This is a genomic window from Duganella sp. GW822-FHT06D06 (assembly GCF_058799615.1).
In genome coordinates, this window is the sequence record NZ_JBXALQ010000012.1 from 13,355 (window position 1) to 29,072 (window position 15,718).

Here is a 15,718-nt window from a genome sequence, read left to right on the forward strand (position 1 = left end):
TCACTGACCCATTTGCTTGCGTACGTCGGCCTGGTTGGCGCGGGTCATCAGCATGCCCTTGGTCAGCACTTCCGCCGGCGGCACGCCTTTGCCGGTGATCCAGTTGTACATATTGACCGAGGTCTGGTAGCCATGCTCTTTGGCGCTGATCATCACCGAGCCATAGAAACCGGTTGGCGCCGGCTTGTTCAACTCGTTCTCAGCGGCCTTGGCGCCGCCGATGCCGACGCCGACCATGTTGTCGGCCTTGATGCCGCGGCCTTCGGCGGCGCGCACCGCGCCCAGCACCGCTTCGTCATTCAGTCCGACCGCCACCCAGTGCTTGAAGCGGGCGTTCTTGGTCAGCGCGATGTTGGCGGCGTTGAAGGCGCTTTCGGTATCGGTCTTGGATTGCGGTGCGTCGACGATGTTCGCCACCGGGAAGCCTGCGGCTTTCAGCGCATCGACCGCGCCCATCGTGCGCTCCTTGGCGGTCGGCAGCTGGTCGTAGGCGACGCGGATCGCGCCCACGTCGGCCATATTCCATTTGCGCGCCTTGATCTCGGCCGCGATGCCTTCGCCTACCTGCTTGCCGATGGCGTAGCCGGAGATGCCCATGTGCGGGATCGAGGCGATAGGCTTGCCGCCGCCGTCGACCAGGCGGTCGTCGACCGAAATCACTTTCATGTTGTTGCGCTTGGCGGCGCGTTCGACGGCGGTGCCCAGCTTGACGTCCGGCGCGCAGATGACGAAGCCCTGTGCTTTTTGCGCGGCCAGGTTGTCGATCGCGGCGATCATTTTTTCGCCGTTAGGGACGCCGATCTTCACCAGCGCAAAACCTTTTTCCTTCGCCGCCTGTTCGGCGTAGCGCCATTCGTCCTGGAACCAGGGCTCCTCGGCCTGTTTGACGAGGAAGCCGATCTTGACCGGTTCGGCGGCGTGGGCCGCGGCCATCAGGCACAGGGTTGCGGCGGCGAGTAGGGTACGTTTCATGATGAGTCTCCAGTGTTTGTATTTTTTTGTTTATGGCGTAACGCGCAGCTGATACACGGGTATCACGCTGACGTTGCGGACGGCGGCTATTTGGGCCTTGCCGGCAAAGTCGGGTCTTGCCTCTTTGGGCAGGTAGATCGGGGCGTCGACGCGCAACGGCAGGACGGAGACGGTCAGCGGCTGGTCGAGCAGGGCGCTGGCCTGGCGCAGGCCGAACTGCCATTGGTAGCCGCTGTAGTACCAGTCGTCCAGCATGCGGGTGCCCGAGTAAAGGCGGCCGATGTCGCCGACGAAGTCGATTTGCAGCAGGGCGTCGTCCAGCCCGCGCAGCTGTTCGCGCGGGACGTTGATCTGCCATGCGCCTGCGGCCTTGAAGTTTTCCGGCAGCGGTTGCATGGCCGCTTTCGCGCCGCCGCCGATGGCGACAGGCGCCGCTTCCTGCGCCGCGCGCGTCGGCGTGAAGCTGGCTTTCAGATCGCGTGCCGGCAGTTCGGCTTCGAAGGCTTGGAAGATGCCGTCGTTGCCGGCGGCGCGCAGGGCGATGTTCGTGCTGGTCGCGGCGGCGGCGGCGGACCAGGCCTGGGCTGCGGTACTTGCCTTTGGCTTGCCGCTCAGCGCAGGGTAGACGGCGAAGCGGAACTTGTTGCTGCCTGCCGAACGCATTTGCAGCGCGCCGTCGGCGACATAGGCCTGCTGGCCGCTCAGGATCAGGCGGCGCTGGCCGTCCAGCTCCGCCACGCTCAGTTGCTGCGATTGTTCGGCCGTCAGTACGACGATGGTCAGCGGCCGTTTGCCGGCGCGCTGCACGGTCAGCGCCGCGCCGGCGCCTGGCTGCACGCCGCTGAGCAGCGCGCGTCCACTAGTGACGGCAAGTTGTCCGCTGCCGGCCCGGATCTGCGGCGCGAGCGCGGCGTCGAACGCCAGCTCCACCGGCACGCCGGTGTTGGCGCCGAACACCGCCACCATGCCGGCCTTGCCCTGGTCGAGCAAGGCCAATGGCTGCGCCGTGGCGTAGGCGAGGTTGACGCCGTCCAGATCAAGGTTCAGTGGCCAGATGAAATAGGCACCGTCGGCGATATCGGCCGGCGTGCTTGGCAAGGTGATCGTCTGGCCCGGCAGCTTGACCGAGAACTGCGTGGCCTGCTGCGCCGCCATCGGATACTGGCGCACATGGTTGTTCACGAACAGGAAACCGCGATCGCCTTCGCTGCGCACGGCGAAACGCGCCGTCTTCAGGTCGTCCGGCGTGGCGGGCGATGCATCCGGCTTACGCACCGTCATCGGCGCCAGGCGCGAACCGAAATCGTGCAGGAACAAATGGAAGGGACGCAGCTTCTCCAGCACCTTGCGCTGCTGGCCGTCCGGCCCAAGCGGGGCCTGGAAGTCGTAGCTGATCATGGTGGTGTCGTTGTAGCCGCCGCTGAGGGTACTCTCTTCCATCGAGGTGCCGCCCAGGCCAGTCGGATTGCGGCCGCCGTGGAACATGTAGTAGCCCATCAGGTTCACGCCGGAGCCCAGCTGCACCGGCAGCATCGACGCGATATCGTCGGCCGACACCACCGTGCGGCGACGGTACATGAACGGCAAACCGGCGCCATATTCGGCGCCGAGGAAAGGCGTCACATCCTTGTCCGTCTCCGCTGTGCCGGGCGCATGGGCCGCTGTCTGCGCGCCCAGGTCGCCGCTGACGCGGGTGTCGAAGCGGAACGCGTAAGTCTCTTTGGGCGGCAGCTCTTTGGTGCTGGTGCCCCAGGGCTCGTCGGGATAGCCGCCGAACACCGGCGTCACTTCGCCCGTTGGATAGATGGTGCCGTCCCAGCCGGTGACGGTGTAGTAGGGCACATCCATGCCCGCCTTCAGCGCCAGCTTCTTCAGCGCGGCGATGTGCGCCGCGCCCTTGCCGGGACCATCGATGTTGTATTCGTTTTCCAGCTGGATGCCGATCACGCGGCCGCCATCCTTCCACAGCAGGCCCTTGAGCTGTCCGCCGATCTGCGCGTACAGCTTCTCCACCAGCGCCATGTATTGCGGATCGTTGGAGCGGGTCGGCATGGTGTTGACCACCCAATCCGGCACGCCACCGTAGCGCACTTCCGCATGCGCCCACGGACCCACGCGCACCACCACATCCAGCCCGGCCTTGGCGGCCAGCTGCACGTAGCGGCGCAGGTCGCGATTGCCCTGCCAGTCGAACTTGCCCGCCACCTCTTCGTGGTGGTTCCACATCACATAACTGGCGACGATGTCGATGCCGGCGGCCTTCATCTTGCGCAGCTCCGCTTCCCATTGTGTCGCGGGCGTGCGGCTGTAATGGAACTCGCCCATGACCGGCAGCCACGGCGCGCCGTTGCGGGTCAGGTAGCGCGCGTTGGCGCCCAGCTTGTCGCCGTTGGGCGCGACGGAACTGCCCATGCGCAGCGCTGCCGCCTTTGGCGCAGGCGTGGCCGCACTGGCGTCGATGGACAGCATCGTATCGGCGCTGGCGGTGCCTGCCAGGACGCCCGCGATCAGCGCGGCGCCCGAATGGCGGCGTAATAAAAATGGCATGTGGTCTCCCGTTTCTTTATTCTTATTGACGCAGTGCCGCGCTTACCACTCGGCGACGCTGCCGTCGGCGTGACGCCATACCGGGTTGCGCCAGTCCGGCGCGTTTTTGCTGGCGGCGATCACGCGTTCTTCATCGACTTCCACGCCCAGGCCCGGCTTGGTCAGCGGTTTCATGTAGCCGTCGGTGATGCGGAAGTCTTCCTTGTTGAGGACATAGTCGAGCAGCTCGCCGCCCTTATTGTAGTGAATGCCCATGCTCTGCTCCTGCAACACCGCGTTGTAGGACACGAAGTCCACGCTCAAACAGGCCGCCAGCGCGACAGGGCCGAGCGGGCAGTGCGGCGCCAGCGTGATGTCGTAGGCTTCCGCCATCGAGGCGATCTTCAGGCATTCGGTGATGCCGCCCGCATGCGACAGGTCCGGCTGCACGATGGACAGGCCGCCGGCGTGGAACACGTTCTTGAACTCGAAGCGCGAGTACATGCGCTCACCGGCCGCCAGCGGAATCGAGGTGGTTGCGGCCAGGCGCGGATAGTATTCGGCCTGCTCGGCCAGCACCGGCTCTTCGACGAACAGCGGGCGATACGGCTCCAGCTCGCGCAGCAGCACCTTGGCCATCGGCGCTGCCACGCGGCCGTGGAAGTCCAGGCCGAATTCGATGCTGTTGCCGAAGGCGGCGCGGATCTCGGCCACGCGCTCGACCGCCTTGTCGACGGCGGCGGCGGTGTCCAGCATGCCCAGTTCCTCGGTGGCGTTCATCTTGAAGGTGTCGAAACCGCCTTCGCGCAGCTTGCTGATGTGCTCAATGATGTCGGAAGGACGGTCGCCGCCCACCCAGCTGTACATCTTCATGCGGTCGCGTACCAGGCCGCCCAGCAGCTCGTAGACCGGCTTGCCCATGACCTTGCCCTTGATGTCCCACAGCGCCTGGTCGATGCCGGCGATGGCGCTCATCGTGATCGCGCCGCCGCGATAGAAGCCGGCGCGGTACATGGTTTGCCACAGGTCGTTGATGCGGGACGGGTCCTGGCCGATCAGATACGATTCCAATTCCTGCACCGCCGTCTCCACGGTGCGCGCGCGGCCTTCGATGACCGGTTCGCCCCAGCCGACGACCCCTTCATCGGTTTCGATCTTGAGCAGCATCCAGCGCGGTGGTACACGGTAGGTCGTCAGTTTGATGATTTTCATAGGTGTGGGGAGTGAGTTCAGGAACAGCGTCCAGTCTAAGCCTGCCAGCTAGACTGGAAATATGATTAATTCGTAAGTAGGCATATCAATATCGCATAGCTAGGGCGGGGGCTCGCCGCTATTCGATATCGGCATGGCAGCCGGCGATTTATTCATATCTGCGAATGGGAAGGTCCGCTTAGACTGGTGCGGTCAAATCATCTATCTGGAGCCCCCGCAGCATGAGCCAACTCAGTACGCCCCTCGCTTCCACGCCCGGCATCATGTTGGTACGCGTCGGCCAGGCCGGATGCGCGCTGCGCTGGGACGCCCAGGCGGCCTGCTGGCGCTGGCCGGACCCGCAAGGCGGCCAGCTGTATGCCTGGCCCGCGCAGGACAGCATGCCGACCAGCGTGCGCCTGCTGGAAAGCGCCGGCGTGATCGCCTGCTGTCGCTCCGGGCACATGCTGCTCGGCTTGGGCAAGCGCCTCGGTATGGTGGAATTGCCGGCCGCCGGCCAGTCCGGCCGCCCGCTCCAGGCGCAGGTGCTGGCGACCATCGACGCCGCCGAAGCGCGCACCGTCATCAGCGACGGCCGCACCGACCGGCAGGGGAATTTTGTCTTTGGTACCGCTAACACCGGCGCCGACCAGCGGCCCATCGGCAGCTTCTACCAGTATTCGACGCGCCACGGGCTGCGTCGCCTGGCCTTGCCGGTGGTGGTCACGGCGCGCAGCATCGCCTTCAGCGTGGATGGCGCGCGCATGTACTTCGCCGACGCCAGCAGGGGCGACATCATGCAATGCAACTATGACGCGGAGCGCGCCAAGGTAAGCGATGTGCGCACCTTTGCTTCGATGCCTGCACCGGCGCCGGAGCGGGGCGCAGCCACCGTCGACAGCGCCGGCATGCTATGGAGCGTGCAGGGCGGGGCGCTGGCGCAGTACGGCGCCGACGGCCATCCGCGCCAGCAGATCGAACTGGCGCGCGAGCCGGTGGCCAGCATGGCCTTCGGCGGCGCCGACTTGAAGCAGATGCTGTTGCTGGGCGCGCGCGGCGGCCTGTATGGACTGCCGGCCGGCGTGGCCGAGGGCCTGGCGCCCGGCGTGGCAGACACCCCGTTCGACGACGGCCCTGCCGCAGTCGCCGATTCCCAACGTCCGCGCCACGGTGATTGACGCTACATCGGCGCGCCCTTATGATGGGCGATCCAGAAAATCACCCCTATGACCGATTCAAGCTCCGACCGCTTCGTCCGCTCCCACCTGAAAACCCGCCATTTGGTGTTGTTGGTCGAATTGGGCCGGCACGGATCGATTGCGCACGCAGCGCAAGCCGCCAACCTGACCCAACCCGGTGCGTCCAAATTATTGGGCGAGCTTGAACACGCGCTCGGCGTTCAATTGTTCGAACGCCTGTCGCGCGGTGTCGCCCCGACCTGGTACGGGAAAGTACTGATACGGCGCGCCGGTGCGGCGTTGGCGGAGATGGACGCGGCACACCAGGAAGTGATGGAGCTGTTGTCCGGCTTGCGCGGGCGCGTGGGCATAGGCACCGTGCTGGCGCCGGCCACCGGCCTGGTGCCGAAGGCGATTAACCTGCTGAAATCGCGCCACTCGCGGGTGCACGTCTCGGTCAGCATGTCGACCAGTAAAGCGTTGGTTGAACGCCTGCGCAGCGGCGAACTGGATCTGGTGGTGGGCCGCATTCTCGACACGGCGGCCGCCGACGAACTCAATTTCGAACCATTGACCGACGAGCCGCACTTGTTGATCGCAGGCGCCGGCCATCCGCTGGCCGGACGCACCGATTTGAAATTGGAAGACCTGATGGAGCAGTGCTGGATACTGCCGCCCGCCGGCAGCATCCTGCGCGACCGCCTGACGGCGCTGTTCCTTTCGCATGGGTTGGAGCAGCCGGCGGAAACCGTCGAGACCCTCGACCTGCCCGTCGTTGCCAGCCTCCTGATGAGCAACGACATGATCGTCGCGCTGCCTGCCGACGCCGTGCAACCGTATCTGGAGGCGGGCCTGATGACGGTGCTGCCGTTCGATCTTGGCGTCAGCATGGATTCGTTCGGCATTGTGACGCGCAAACGACACCAGCTCTCGCCTGGCGCCGATGCGATGCTGCTCGCGCTGCGCGATGCCGCAGCCGCCATCTATCCTCACTATCGCCGGCCTGTGTAAGGCTCTGCGGGCTTGATATACGATCTTGGTATGGCCCGCACTCAATAAGCTATTGGAAGTGCTTCTTTCGTTTCGCTAGCATCCAGTTATTCGTCCTAGTCCTTAATCAGAGACGGAACTACACAACACTGGAGATGCACATGAAGCACAAAAAAATGAGCTGGCTCATCGCCACGCTCTTCACGTCCCCTCTGCTGGTCCAACAAGCGTTTGCCCAGGAAGCCGCAGCCGATACCCAACAAGTGAACGTCACCGGCATTCGCGCCTCGGTGCGTAACGCGCTGGCCGCGAAGGAAGCTTCGAACAGCATCGTGGAAGTGATTTCGTCGGAAGACATCGGCAAGCTGCCGGATACCACCATCGCCGAATCGCTGGCGCGCTTGCCGGGCATGTCGTCCGGCCTGGATCGCGGCAACGCCAGCCAGATCGTCGCGCGCGGCATGGGCCCTCGCTTCATCGGCGCCACGTTGAACGGCCGCGAGCTGGCTTCGTCGGAGCCTAACCGCGCCGTGCGTTTCGAGCAGTTCCCATCCGAGTCGCTGAGCGGCGCCACCATCTACAAGACGCAGAACGCCGAGTTGGCGGAAGGCGGCATCGCCACCACCATCGACCTGCAAACCGTTTCGCCGTTGAAGTACTCGGGCCGCCAGGTTTCGCTGAAGGCGGATGCGCTGTACTACGCGCTGGCCAAGGACATCGGCGGCGCCGACAAGACCGCGCCGCGCCTCGGTGGTGTCTACATCGACCAGTTCAACAACAAGACGCTGGGCGTGGCGCTGGCCGCCAGCTACCAGGACCAGCCTTCGCTGCAAAAGAACGTGCGCCACTGGGGCTTCAATGAAGACCATTCGGCGGACCTGAACGGCGACGGCAAGGTAGACAAGACGCCGTGGGGCTTCCAGGACGAAGTCAAGCGCGGCAAGGACAAGCGCACCAGCGTCCTTGGCAAGGTCGAATGGAAGCCGTCCAGCGACGTGCTGATCACCGCCGACAGCTACTACGCCAAGGCGGCGATCCGCGAGCCGGGCCTGCAGCACTGGACCGGCGACCTGGGTAACTGGGACGGCTACGAGTCGGGCAACTTCAGCAACCTCGACATCCGCAACGGCTACGTCGCCGGCGGCACGTTGAAGAACGTCGGCGTGGTCACCAACGACTACCTGTGGATACAGGACACCAGCGTTGCCGCCAGCGGCATCAACGGCAAGTTCAACGTCGGCGACTGGAAGGTGGAAAGCGACCTGTCCACCTCCCACGCGATGCGCAGCAGCCAGTGGCGCGACGTGCGCCAGTATTCGAACAACCCGACCACGATCAGCTGGGACTTCACCGGTGACGAGCACCAGAGCTACAACTTCGGCATGGACACCGGCAACCCGGCCAATTTCGGCGCGCCGACCTTGTACGTCGACACCGACGGCCATGTCAAGGATCTGCTGAACGCGGCGAGCCTGAGCGCATCGCGTCCGATCGAGGGCAGCATCATCAGCCGCCTGAAAGTGGGCGTGCGCGCCACCGACCGTGAGAAGAGCTACCGCCAGACCACCTGGCAGCTCAATCCCACGGCGGCGATTCCTGCATCGGCCTACGAGACGGTCAACGTCAGCGGCTTCCCGTCGTATGTCGCATTGAAGGACTTCGGTGCTTCCACCGCAGCGGCCTTCGGCGCGAACGCCTTCAATCCTGACGGCCGCCCGCAGACGCAGAACGACCTGCTGTCCGGCTGGAAGGTCAAGGAGCGCAGCACTTCGGCCTTTGTACAGGGTGACCTGGACGGTGAAGCCTTCGGCAAGACCTATCGCGGTAACGTCGGCGTGCGCCTGGTGCACACCACGCAGACCGGCTACGGCATGCAGTCGCTGAACGGCGCGGCGCCGACGGCGGTGGAAGGCGGCACCTCCTACAACGAGATCCTGCCTAGCCTGAATCTGATCTTCAACATGGACGAAGCGCAGGAACGCCAGGTGCGCTTCAGCGTGGCACGCGCCATGTCGCGCGCGCCGCTGGACGAGATGCGCTCTTCGCGCAACCTGAACGTGGTGACGGATACCACCCAGCCGGTAACCGGCAGCGCCGGTAATCCTGAACTGAAGCCGATGATGGCCAACCAGGTCGACCTGGCTTACCAGTGGTACTTCGGCAAAGGTTCGCTGCTGTCGGCCGGCGCGTTCTACAAGAAGGTCTCGCGCTACATCGCCATCACCAGCGACACCACCACCGTCAACGGCCGTCCAGCCACCATTACCCGTTCGGTCAATGGCGACGGCGGCGACATCCGCGGCGTGGAGCTGGTGTACCAGCAGGCCTTTACTTCGCTGCCTGCGCCGTTCGATGGCCTGGGCATCGCCAGCAACTACGCCTACACTACCAGTAACATCCGCGAGAAAACGCCGAGCGTGAATCCTTATCCGATCGAAGGTCTGATGAAGAGCAACGGCGGCGTGACGCTGTGGTACGAGAAGGCCGGCTACGAGGCGCGCATCTCCGCCAACTACCACAGTGCTTTCGTGCGCAACCCAACCTGGGGCGCCGGCCAGTTGATCGAGAACGAAGCCGAAACCTATGTGACGCTGAACCTGGCCAAGCAACTGACGCCGAACGTCCAGCTGCGCTTCGGTATCGACAACCTGACCAACCAGAAGGCCGTCTATACCAGTGCGAACATCCCTGTGCAGCAGGAAGTGACCGAGTTTGGCCGCCGCTTCAACCTGGGTCTGTCGTTCAAGCTGTAATCTGTTTATCTGTTTTTATCGTGGTTTTAGCGGAGCGGTGCGTGATGGCGCTGCTCCGTTTTTTTGTTAAGGGGGCGCGGATTGAAATCGTACACATTCAACTGGCGGCGGCTGTGGTCCGCCATCCTTTTGCTGACGGCCTGCGTGGCCGCGCAGGCCGCAACGCCGGGGCGTGAGCGGCTGTCGCTCGATCGCGGCTGGCTGTTCCACCAGGGCGATATCGTCCAGCCGCCGATCAAGGGGCATGGCGAATCCTACGGCAATGCCAAGGCCGGCAACGCCGCCGGCGCGGCCGGCACCGAATACGACGATTCCGATTGGCGCCACCTGGACCTGCCGCATGACTGGGCGGTTGAAGGCCCGTTCGATCCCAATGCCAACGTCTCGCAGGGTTATCGTCCGCGCGGCATCGGCTGGTACCGGCGCTATCTGCGCGTGGACGCGGCCGATCGCGGCCGCCACTTCGAGTTGCAGTTCGACGCCATCGCCACCCACGCCACCGTTTGGGTGAACGGCAATGTGGTGAACCGCAACTGGTCCGGCTACAATTCCAGCTATATCGACATCACACCCTATCTGCGCTACGGCGATGCGATGAACACCATCGCCATCCGTGCCGATGCCGAGGCCATGGAAGGCTGGTGGTACGAGGGGGCGGGTATGTATCGCCATGCGTGGCTGGTCAAGCGCGATCCGGTGCATGTCGTCACCGACGGCGTGCACGCGACGCCGCGCCCTGGTAAGGGCAAGGACTGGACCATTCCGGTCGAGGTCACGCTGAAAAACAGCGGCAAGCAGACCAGCGCAGTGACGGTGGAAGTGGCTGTGTTCGACCCGTCCGGCAAGCAGGTGGCGCGTCAGAGCGCCGCCGCCCGCATCGGTGCGCTGGGTATGAACACGGTGCAGGTGCCGCTGGCCGTCGTCAATCCGGCCCTATGGTCGCTGGAGAAAACCAATCTGTATCGCGTGACGACGCGGGTTCTCCAGGATGGCAAGGCGCTCGACGAGGTGTCGCTGCATACCGGCTTCCGCACCATTCGCTTCGACGCGGCGCAGGGCTTCTTCCTCAATGGCGTGCATGTGAAGTTGCAGGGCGTGTGCATCCACCAGGACCATGCGGGCGTCGGCGTGGCCGTGCCGGATTCGGTGTGGGAGTATCGCCTGCGCCGGCTGAAGGAGCTGGGCGTGAACGCGATCCGCTTCTCGCACAACGCGCCGGCGGCCGAAGTGCTGGACCTGGTGGACCGCATGGGCTTCGTCGTCATGGACGAGAACCGCAACTTCAATCCGTCGCCGGACTACATGCGGCAGCTGGAATGGATGGTCAAGCGCGACCGCCATCATCCGGGCGTGATCCTGTGGTCGGTGTTTAACGAGGAGCCGGAACAGGCCACCGAAGTGGGCTACGAAATGGTGCGCCGCATGTCGGCCGCCGTGAAGGCGCTGGACGATACCCGTCCGGTGACGGCTGCGATGAATGGCGGCTTCCTGACCGATCTGAATGTGTCGCACGCGGTGGACGTGGTGGGCGCCAACTATCAGGTGCCGGATTATGACCGCTATCACAAGGCCTATCCGAACAAGCCCTTCACCAGCTCCGAAGACACGTCGGCCTATATGACGCGCGGCGAGTTCAAGACCGTCCGCGAGAAGAACCTGATCGCCAGCTACGACGACGATGCGGCGGAGTGGGGCAACACCCACCGCGACGCCTGGCAGGCGATCGCCACGCGGCCGTATGTGGCGGGTGGTTTCGTCTGGACCGGTTTCGACTATCGCGGCGAGCCGACGCCGAACGAATGGCCGTCGGTCAGCTCGGTGTTCGGCATCATGGACCTGAACGGCTTCCCGAAGAACGCCTACTACATCCACCAGGTGCAGTGGATCAAGGATCGTCCGCTGATCCATATCGCGCCGCACTGGAACTGGAGCGGCAGCGAGGGCAAGGAAATCCGCGTGATGGTGATGGCCAACGTCGAGCGCGTGCGGCTGCTGCTGAACGGTCGCCTGCTGGGCGAGCAGAAGGTGGACCCGTACCGCATGAACAGCTTCAACGTCGCCTACGCACCCGGCAAGCTGGAAGCGATCGGCTACAACGGCGGCAAGGAAGTCGCGCGCACGGCGGTCGAGACCACCGGCGCCGCTGTCGCGCTGGAGCTGGTGCCGGACCGCGCGCAGCTGGCCGGCGACGGCCGCGATGCGATGCCGATCACCGTGCGCGCGCTGGATGCGCAAGGCCGCGCTGTTCCGCTGGCCGATGCGCAGGTGACCTTCGCCGTGACGGGCGGCGGCCGCTCCATCGGCCATGGCAACGGCGATCCGAACTCGCACGAGGACGAGAAGGGCCCGACGCGCCGCCTGTTCAACGGCCTGGCGCAGTTGATCGTGCAGACCAACTACGACGGCACGGAGGCGATCAGCGTGACCGCGACCGCGCCCGGCCTGGCGCCGGCGCGCATCAGTATTCCGGTCAAGACGGCGGCGGCGCAACCTTACGTGGCGGCGGCCGAAGCTCCGCTGACCTTTGTGCGCAGCTGGCGCATCGCGCCGGACAGCGGCGAGCGTCCGGACCCGAACCAGCAGCTGGCCAGCTTCGACATGAACACCTGGGGTTGGGGATCGCCGCCGATGATCGCGCCGGCCGCGGCGAAGTTTCACCTGTACCGCGCCAGCTTCACGCCGCGCAAGAACCTGGCCGACGGCAGCGGCATGATCCGCTTCGCCGGAGTGCGCGGCAAGGCGGAGGTCTGGCTGAACGGCCGGTTGATCGGCAAGAAGGACAGCTACGCGCTGGCGGCGTTCGAGCTGCCGTTGCCGGCCGAGGCAGGCGTGGGCAAGCGCGAGATCAACGTGATCGTCGAGGCGGAGCCGGGGCAGGCCAGCGGCATCGAGGGCTTTGTGAGCATTACGCCACGCCTGCTGGCAAAGTAGCAATTTTTGGCGGGACGTTGACATCGAAGAAATAAATCGCGCGCTTGCCCTCCAAATATGCGGGCCGGGGGCGCGATTCGGTTGACGGCGTTCCGCGCGCTGCCTATAGTGGCGGGATGATTCCAGATTTCCAAGAACTATCCGACAAAATCGACCAGCTGGCCGAGATGACCCAGGCGCTGCGCCGGGAAAATGCGCAATTGCGTCAGGCTAATGCCGCCTTGGTGGTGGAGAACATGGGCTATCAGCGCAAGTTGAGCGAGGCGGCCGGCCGCGTCGAGGCCTTGCTGGAAAAAATCCCCGCGCTCGACGGCGACGCCGAAGAGGAAGAACAGCCTGAAAACGAGGACGCACGATGATACAGCTCGATGTCACCATCATGGGTTCGCCGTATCGGCTGGTCGTCAAGGAGGGCGAGGAACGCGCGTTGCGCGAGGCCGCGTCGTTCCTGGACAAGAAGATGACGGCGATCCGCGACGGCGGTAAGGTCAAGGGCAACGATCGCATCGCCGTGATGGCGGCGCTGGGCATGGCGGCGGAGTTCCTGTCGGTGAAGTCGCCGGTGGGGCCGTTGTCGGAGATGTCTATACTGGATGTGCAGACGAAGATCAGCGCCATGCACAAAGTACTCGATAGCGCACTGACGCCGCAAGAAACCCTGTTTTAATTCGCTAAATTCCTTCCTTTGCGGCGGACAAGAGAGTAAACTTCGTCTCACCCTGCGGTGTTCGCGATTGCCATATATTCCTTGAACCATTTATGTGCACCGGTTGCGGAATTTTGTTCGATGGGCGTGAGCGTCGCTAGTCCGATGAACCCGAAATTGAACTAACTGTGACCACCTTGAACCGTTTGGTTCGGGATGCCGGCAAAGACGGCACAGGCGGGGCCTTATACCAAGAAGCGGTTGCAAGCATGTGAGTGCGCAACCGCTTTTTTTCGTCTGGAGAAAAATCCATGCAATATTGGTTGATGAAATCCGAGCCTGATGAAGTCAGCATCGACGATGTCATGGCGTCGCCCGCGCAGACCACGCCGTGGTTCGGTGTGCGCAACTACCAGGCGCGCAACTTCATGCGCGACGGCATGCGGGATGGCGACGGCGTGTTGTTCTACCATTCCAGTTGCCCGGAGCCCGGCATCGCCGGCCTGGCGAAAGTGGTGGGCGGCGCCTATCCCGACGCCACGCAATTCGACAAGGACAGCAAGTACTACGATCCCAAGGCCACGCCGGAGCAGCCGCGTTGGATCTCGGTCGATGTGCAGGGCACGCAGAAAACGCGGCTGCTGTCGCTGGCCGAGATGCGCACCATCCCGGCGCTGGAGGACATGGTGGTGCTGCAAAAAGGCAGCCGATTGTCGATCACGCCGGTGACGGCGGCGCAGTGGAACACCATCGTCAAGCTGCTGAAGAAAGGCGCCTGATGGATATCGGCCTGGTGCTGGTCCTGCTGCTGATGGGCGCCGTGGGCGGCTTCCTGGCGGGCCTGCTGGGCATAGGTGGCGGCATGATACTGGTGCCGTTCATCACGATGATCTTCAGCGCCAAGGGCTTTCCCGATAGTGTGAACATACATATGGCGGTGGCGACATCGCTGGGCGTGATTTTGTTCACGTCGATGTCGTCGGTGCGCGCGCATCACCTGCATGGCGCGGTGCTGTGGCGGGTGGCGTTGTTGCTGTCGCCGGGCATACTGCTCGGGGCCTGGTGCGGGCCATGGATCGCCAAGCAAATGAGTCCTGCGGGCCAGGCGATTCTGTTCTGCGTGTTCCTGGGTTTTTCCGCCACGCAGATACTGTTCGCCAGAAAGGCGGTAGTGGTGGAAGGCGTTGCGCAGCGCGGCCTGCCGGGCAGTGTCGGCATGTTCGGCGCCGGCGGCGTGATCGGCCTGGTGGCGGGTTTGCTGGGTGCGGGCGGCGGCTTCCTGTCGATTCCGTTCATGACCTGGTGTAACGTACTCTACGGCCTGGCAGCCTACATGCTGCGCAAGGCGCTAGCTTAAAACTTCTTCCAATGGGCAACTGGATATTTGGCGATCGCTGAAGAATACGAGTCGATGCATTCTTTCGTGCGATGGACTAAGATAATCCTGCCTTGGGTCTTGGTTGATGTCCAATAAGTGCCTTGAAGCTCACGTGGATCGGCCGATGATATTTCGACATAGCCTGCTCCGTGCTGAGCGCTTAGTCCGGGTGAAAACGAATTTGCCAAAGTGTACATGTATGCCATATGTAACGTGGCGGCTGAATCATTGCCGATCAAATCCGCCACGCTGGAAGTTGCTTTCCGGTCTTTGGTGAAGCTGGTCACGGTTAGCGCCAATGCTGTTTGGCGTATGCAAAATACGATAGGGAAAAGTTGAGGTGCGGCAGATGGTGCTTTACCCGGTGTCCAATCCGATTCCAGATGCCCGGTCCACGTGCCTTCCAGAACAGGAATTCCCAATACGAATGACCAACTGAACGGTCTATATTTCCACAGCCACTTAATGATGGCTATCCAAGCGAAGAAGGTAAGGGTTACTGCCGTCGGCAACTTCTCAAAAGCTTCGGAAGCGCTTACGCGATGCCACTCTCCTGGCGAGAGAGCGTAGCAAACAAACAAAATCAATGCGAGGGATAGTAGGAGTAGGACGGTGGTGATGTAGAGTGACTTTTTTAACTGCTCTAATTTTGTAGTTGTAGTCAGCATAGAGTTCTTTCTTTTTTTATGATCTTTCTTTGAATTGATCCCTTCTTAAATATCAACGCGCCCTCTCGCTTGCTGAGTGTGGCGATCAATTCAACTCCCGGTAAAAAGGATCCCAGATATGCCGCCATGAATCGAGCGCCTATAGGGTGATCAGGGATGCTTTCGGGTTCGCTGTGCAAGATCGGCGGAGCAAAGAATTGACTGATGTGCGTTATGTTCAGGCTGGTTGAGTCTACTAAATGGAAACCGTCATGATAGGGAGATCGTATCTTGCTTACTTCTTTGAGCAATGAAGTGCATTCCGAGTGCCCCTTGCACGGCAGACCGGGAGGGCGGTGATCAATTGCCAATGGGCGAACTGGCAAATGAAGTGGTTGCTTGTAGAAGATCAAGCCTAATCCGGCGAAGTCAGGATCGCTTTCATTGTCCAAATGAGCAAACACATAATTTAGCCAGCTGTCGATTTTTTGATTCATATGCCTGCC

General features: G+C 63.0%; 13 protein-coding genes and 1 other RNA gene. 9 read left to right on the forward strand and 5 right to left on the reverse strand.

Features of this window, described 5'->3' with window-relative positions:
• The 3 genes from AC1RMD_RS20735 to dgoD are packed head-to-tail and all read right to left on the reverse strand — an operon-like array spanning position 1 to position 4,710.
• Complete coding sequence (locus tag AC1RMD_RS20735; RefSeq protein ID WP_492928931.1) at positions 1 to 972, reverse strand: arabinose ABC transporter substrate-binding protein; 972 nt, start codon at positions 970 to 972, stop codon at positions 1 to 3.
• A 30-nt stretch (positions 973 to 1,002) separates the two neighbouring features.
• Positions 1,003 to 3,519: a beta-galactosidase gene (locus AC1RMD_RS20740; RefSeq protein WP_492928933.1), complete on the reverse strand. Its 2,517-nt coding sequence runs from the start codon at positions 3,517 to 3,519 to the stop codon at positions 1,003 to 1,005.
• Positions 3,520 to 3,561: 42 nt separating this feature from the next.
• A complete protein-coding gene (dgoD, locus tag AC1RMD_RS20745; RefSeq protein ID WP_492928935.1) occupies positions 3,562 to 4,710 on the reverse strand; it encodes a galactonate dehydratase in 1,149 nt (382 codons plus the stop codon).
• Positions 4,711 to 4,931: 221 nt separating this feature from the next.
• Here dgoD and AC1RMD_RS20750 point away from each other — a divergent pair, with 221 nt between their 5' ends.
• The 9 genes from AC1RMD_RS20750 (at position 4,932) to AC1RMD_RS20790 (ending at position 14,544) form a co-directional block, all read left to right on the forward strand.
• Entirely contained in the window at positions 4,932 to 5,867 is a 936-nt protein-coding gene (locus AC1RMD_RS20750; RefSeq protein ID WP_492928938.1) for an SMP-30/gluconolactonase/LRE family protein, read from the forward strand.
• Positions 5,868 to 5,915: 48 nt separating this feature from the next.
• Positions 5,916 to 6,878, forward strand: coding sequence for a LysR substrate-binding domain-containing protein (locus tag AC1RMD_RS20755; RefSeq protein WP_492928941.1), 963 nt, complete (start codon positions 5,916 to 5,918; stop codon positions 6,876 to 6,878).
• Between the two features lie 140 nt (positions 6,879 to 7,018).
• Positions 7,019 to 9,610: a TonB-dependent receptor gene (locus tag AC1RMD_RS20760; RefSeq protein WP_492928943.1), complete on the forward strand. Its 2,592-nt coding sequence runs from the start codon at positions 7,019 to 7,021 to the stop codon at positions 9,608 to 9,610.
• A gap of 81 nt (positions 9,611 to 9,691) precedes the next feature.
• Positions 9,692 to 12,541, forward strand: a complete 2,850-nt coding sequence (galA, locus tag AC1RMD_RS20765; RefSeq protein ID WP_492928946.1) for a beta-galactosidase GalA — start codon at positions 9,692 to 9,694, stop codon at positions 12,539 to 12,541.
• Between the two features lie 44 nt (positions 12,542 to 12,585).
• The gene (locus AC1RMD_RS20770; RefSeq protein ID WP_492928948.1) at positions 12,586 to 12,900 is read left to right on the forward strand and encodes a hypothetical protein; all 315 of its coding nucleotides are present in this window, start codon (positions 12,586 to 12,588) and stop codon (positions 12,898 to 12,900) included.
• Complete coding sequence (locus AC1RMD_RS20775; protein WP_020701461.1) at positions 12,897 to 13,208, forward strand: cell division protein ZapA; 312 nt, start codon at positions 12,897 to 12,899, stop codon at positions 13,206 to 13,208. The genes AC1RMD_RS20770 and AC1RMD_RS20775 overlap by 4 nt, the downstream gene beginning before the upstream one ends.
• Positions 13,209 to 13,254: 46 nt before the next feature.
• A non-coding RNA gene (gene ssrS, locus AC1RMD_RS20780) (6S RNA) lies at positions 13,255 to 13,435 on the forward strand.
• Positions 13,436 to 13,498: 63 nt separating this feature from the next.
• Entirely contained in the window at positions 13,499 to 13,966 is a 468-nt protein-coding gene (locus AC1RMD_RS20785; RefSeq protein WP_492928950.1) for an EVE domain-containing protein, read from the forward strand.
• Positions 13,966 to 14,544 (forward strand): TSUP family transporter, encoded by a 579-nt coding sequence (locus AC1RMD_RS20790; protein WP_492928953.1) that lies wholly within the window; start codon positions 13,966 to 13,968, stop codon positions 14,542 to 14,544. The genes AC1RMD_RS20785 and AC1RMD_RS20790 overlap by 1 nt, the downstream gene beginning before the upstream one ends.
• Here the strand turns inward: AC1RMD_RS20790 and AC1RMD_RS20795 are convergent.
• Both AC1RMD_RS20795 and AC1RMD_RS20800 read right to left on the reverse strand, forming a co-directional pair.
• The gene (locus AC1RMD_RS20795) at positions 14,541 to 15,233 is read right to left on the reverse strand and encodes a hypothetical protein (protein ID WP_492928955.1); all 693 of its coding nucleotides are present in this window, start codon (positions 15,231 to 15,233) and stop codon (positions 14,541 to 14,543) included. The two genes, AC1RMD_RS20790 and AC1RMD_RS20795, sit on opposite strands and share 4 nt — an antisense overlap.
• Positions 15,227 to 15,709 carry a hypothetical protein gene (locus AC1RMD_RS20800; protein WP_492928957.1) on the reverse strand — a complete coding sequence of 161 codons (483 nt, stop codon included), beginning with the start codon at positions 15,707 to 15,709 and terminating at the stop codon, positions 15,227 to 15,229. Before AC1RMD_RS20800 ends, AC1RMD_RS20795 begins: the two co-directional genes overlap by 7 nt.
• Positions 15,710 to 15,718 lie beyond the last annotated feature (9 nt).

What these genes read in the sequence shown, in the direction of transcription:
- AC1RMD_RS20800 (WP_492928957.1), bottom strand. Translation starts at nt 15,709, where the DNA reads ATGAATCAAAAAATCGACAGCTGGCTAAATTATGTGTTTGCTCATTTG.
- AC1RMD_RS20755 (WP_492928941.1), top strand. Translation starts at nt 5,916, where the DNA reads ATGACCGATTCAAGCTCCGACCGCTTCGTCCGCTCCCACCTGAAAACC.
- AC1RMD_RS20785 (WP_492928950.1), top strand. Translation starts at nt 13,499, where the DNA reads ATGCAATATTGGTTGATGAAATCCGAGCCTGATGAAGTCAGCATCGAC.
- AC1RMD_RS20735 (WP_492928931.1), bottom strand. Translation starts at nt 972, where the DNA reads ATGAAACGTACCCTACTCGCCGCCGCAACCCTGTGCCTGATGGCCGCG.
- AC1RMD_RS20775 (WP_020701461.1), top strand. Translation starts at nt 12,897, where the DNA reads ATGATACAGCTCGATGTCACCATCATGGGTTCGCCGTATCGGCTGGTC.
- AC1RMD_RS20740 (WP_492928933.1), bottom strand. Translation starts at nt 3,519, where the DNA reads ATGCCATTTTTATTACGCCGCCATTCGGGCGCCGCGCTGATCGCGGGC.
- dgoD (WP_492928935.1), bottom strand. Translation starts at nt 4,710, where the DNA reads ATGAAAATCATCAAACTGACGACCTACCGTGTACCACCGCGCTGGATG.
- AC1RMD_RS20795 (WP_492928955.1), bottom strand. Translation starts at nt 15,233, where the DNA reads ATGCTGACTACAACTACAAAATTAGAGCAGTTAAAAAAGTCACTCTAC.
- AC1RMD_RS20750 (WP_492928938.1), top strand. Translation starts at nt 4,932, where the DNA reads ATGAGCCAACTCAGTACGCCCCTCGCTTCCACGCCCGGCATCATGTTG.
- AC1RMD_RS20760 (WP_492928943.1), top strand. Translation starts at nt 7,019, where the DNA reads ATGAAGCACAAAAAAATGAGCTGGCTCATCGCCACGCTCTTCACGTCC.
- AC1RMD_RS20790 (WP_492928953.1), top strand. Translation starts at nt 13,966, where the DNA reads ATGGATATCGGCCTGGTGCTGGTCCTGCTGCTGATGGGCGCCGTGGGC.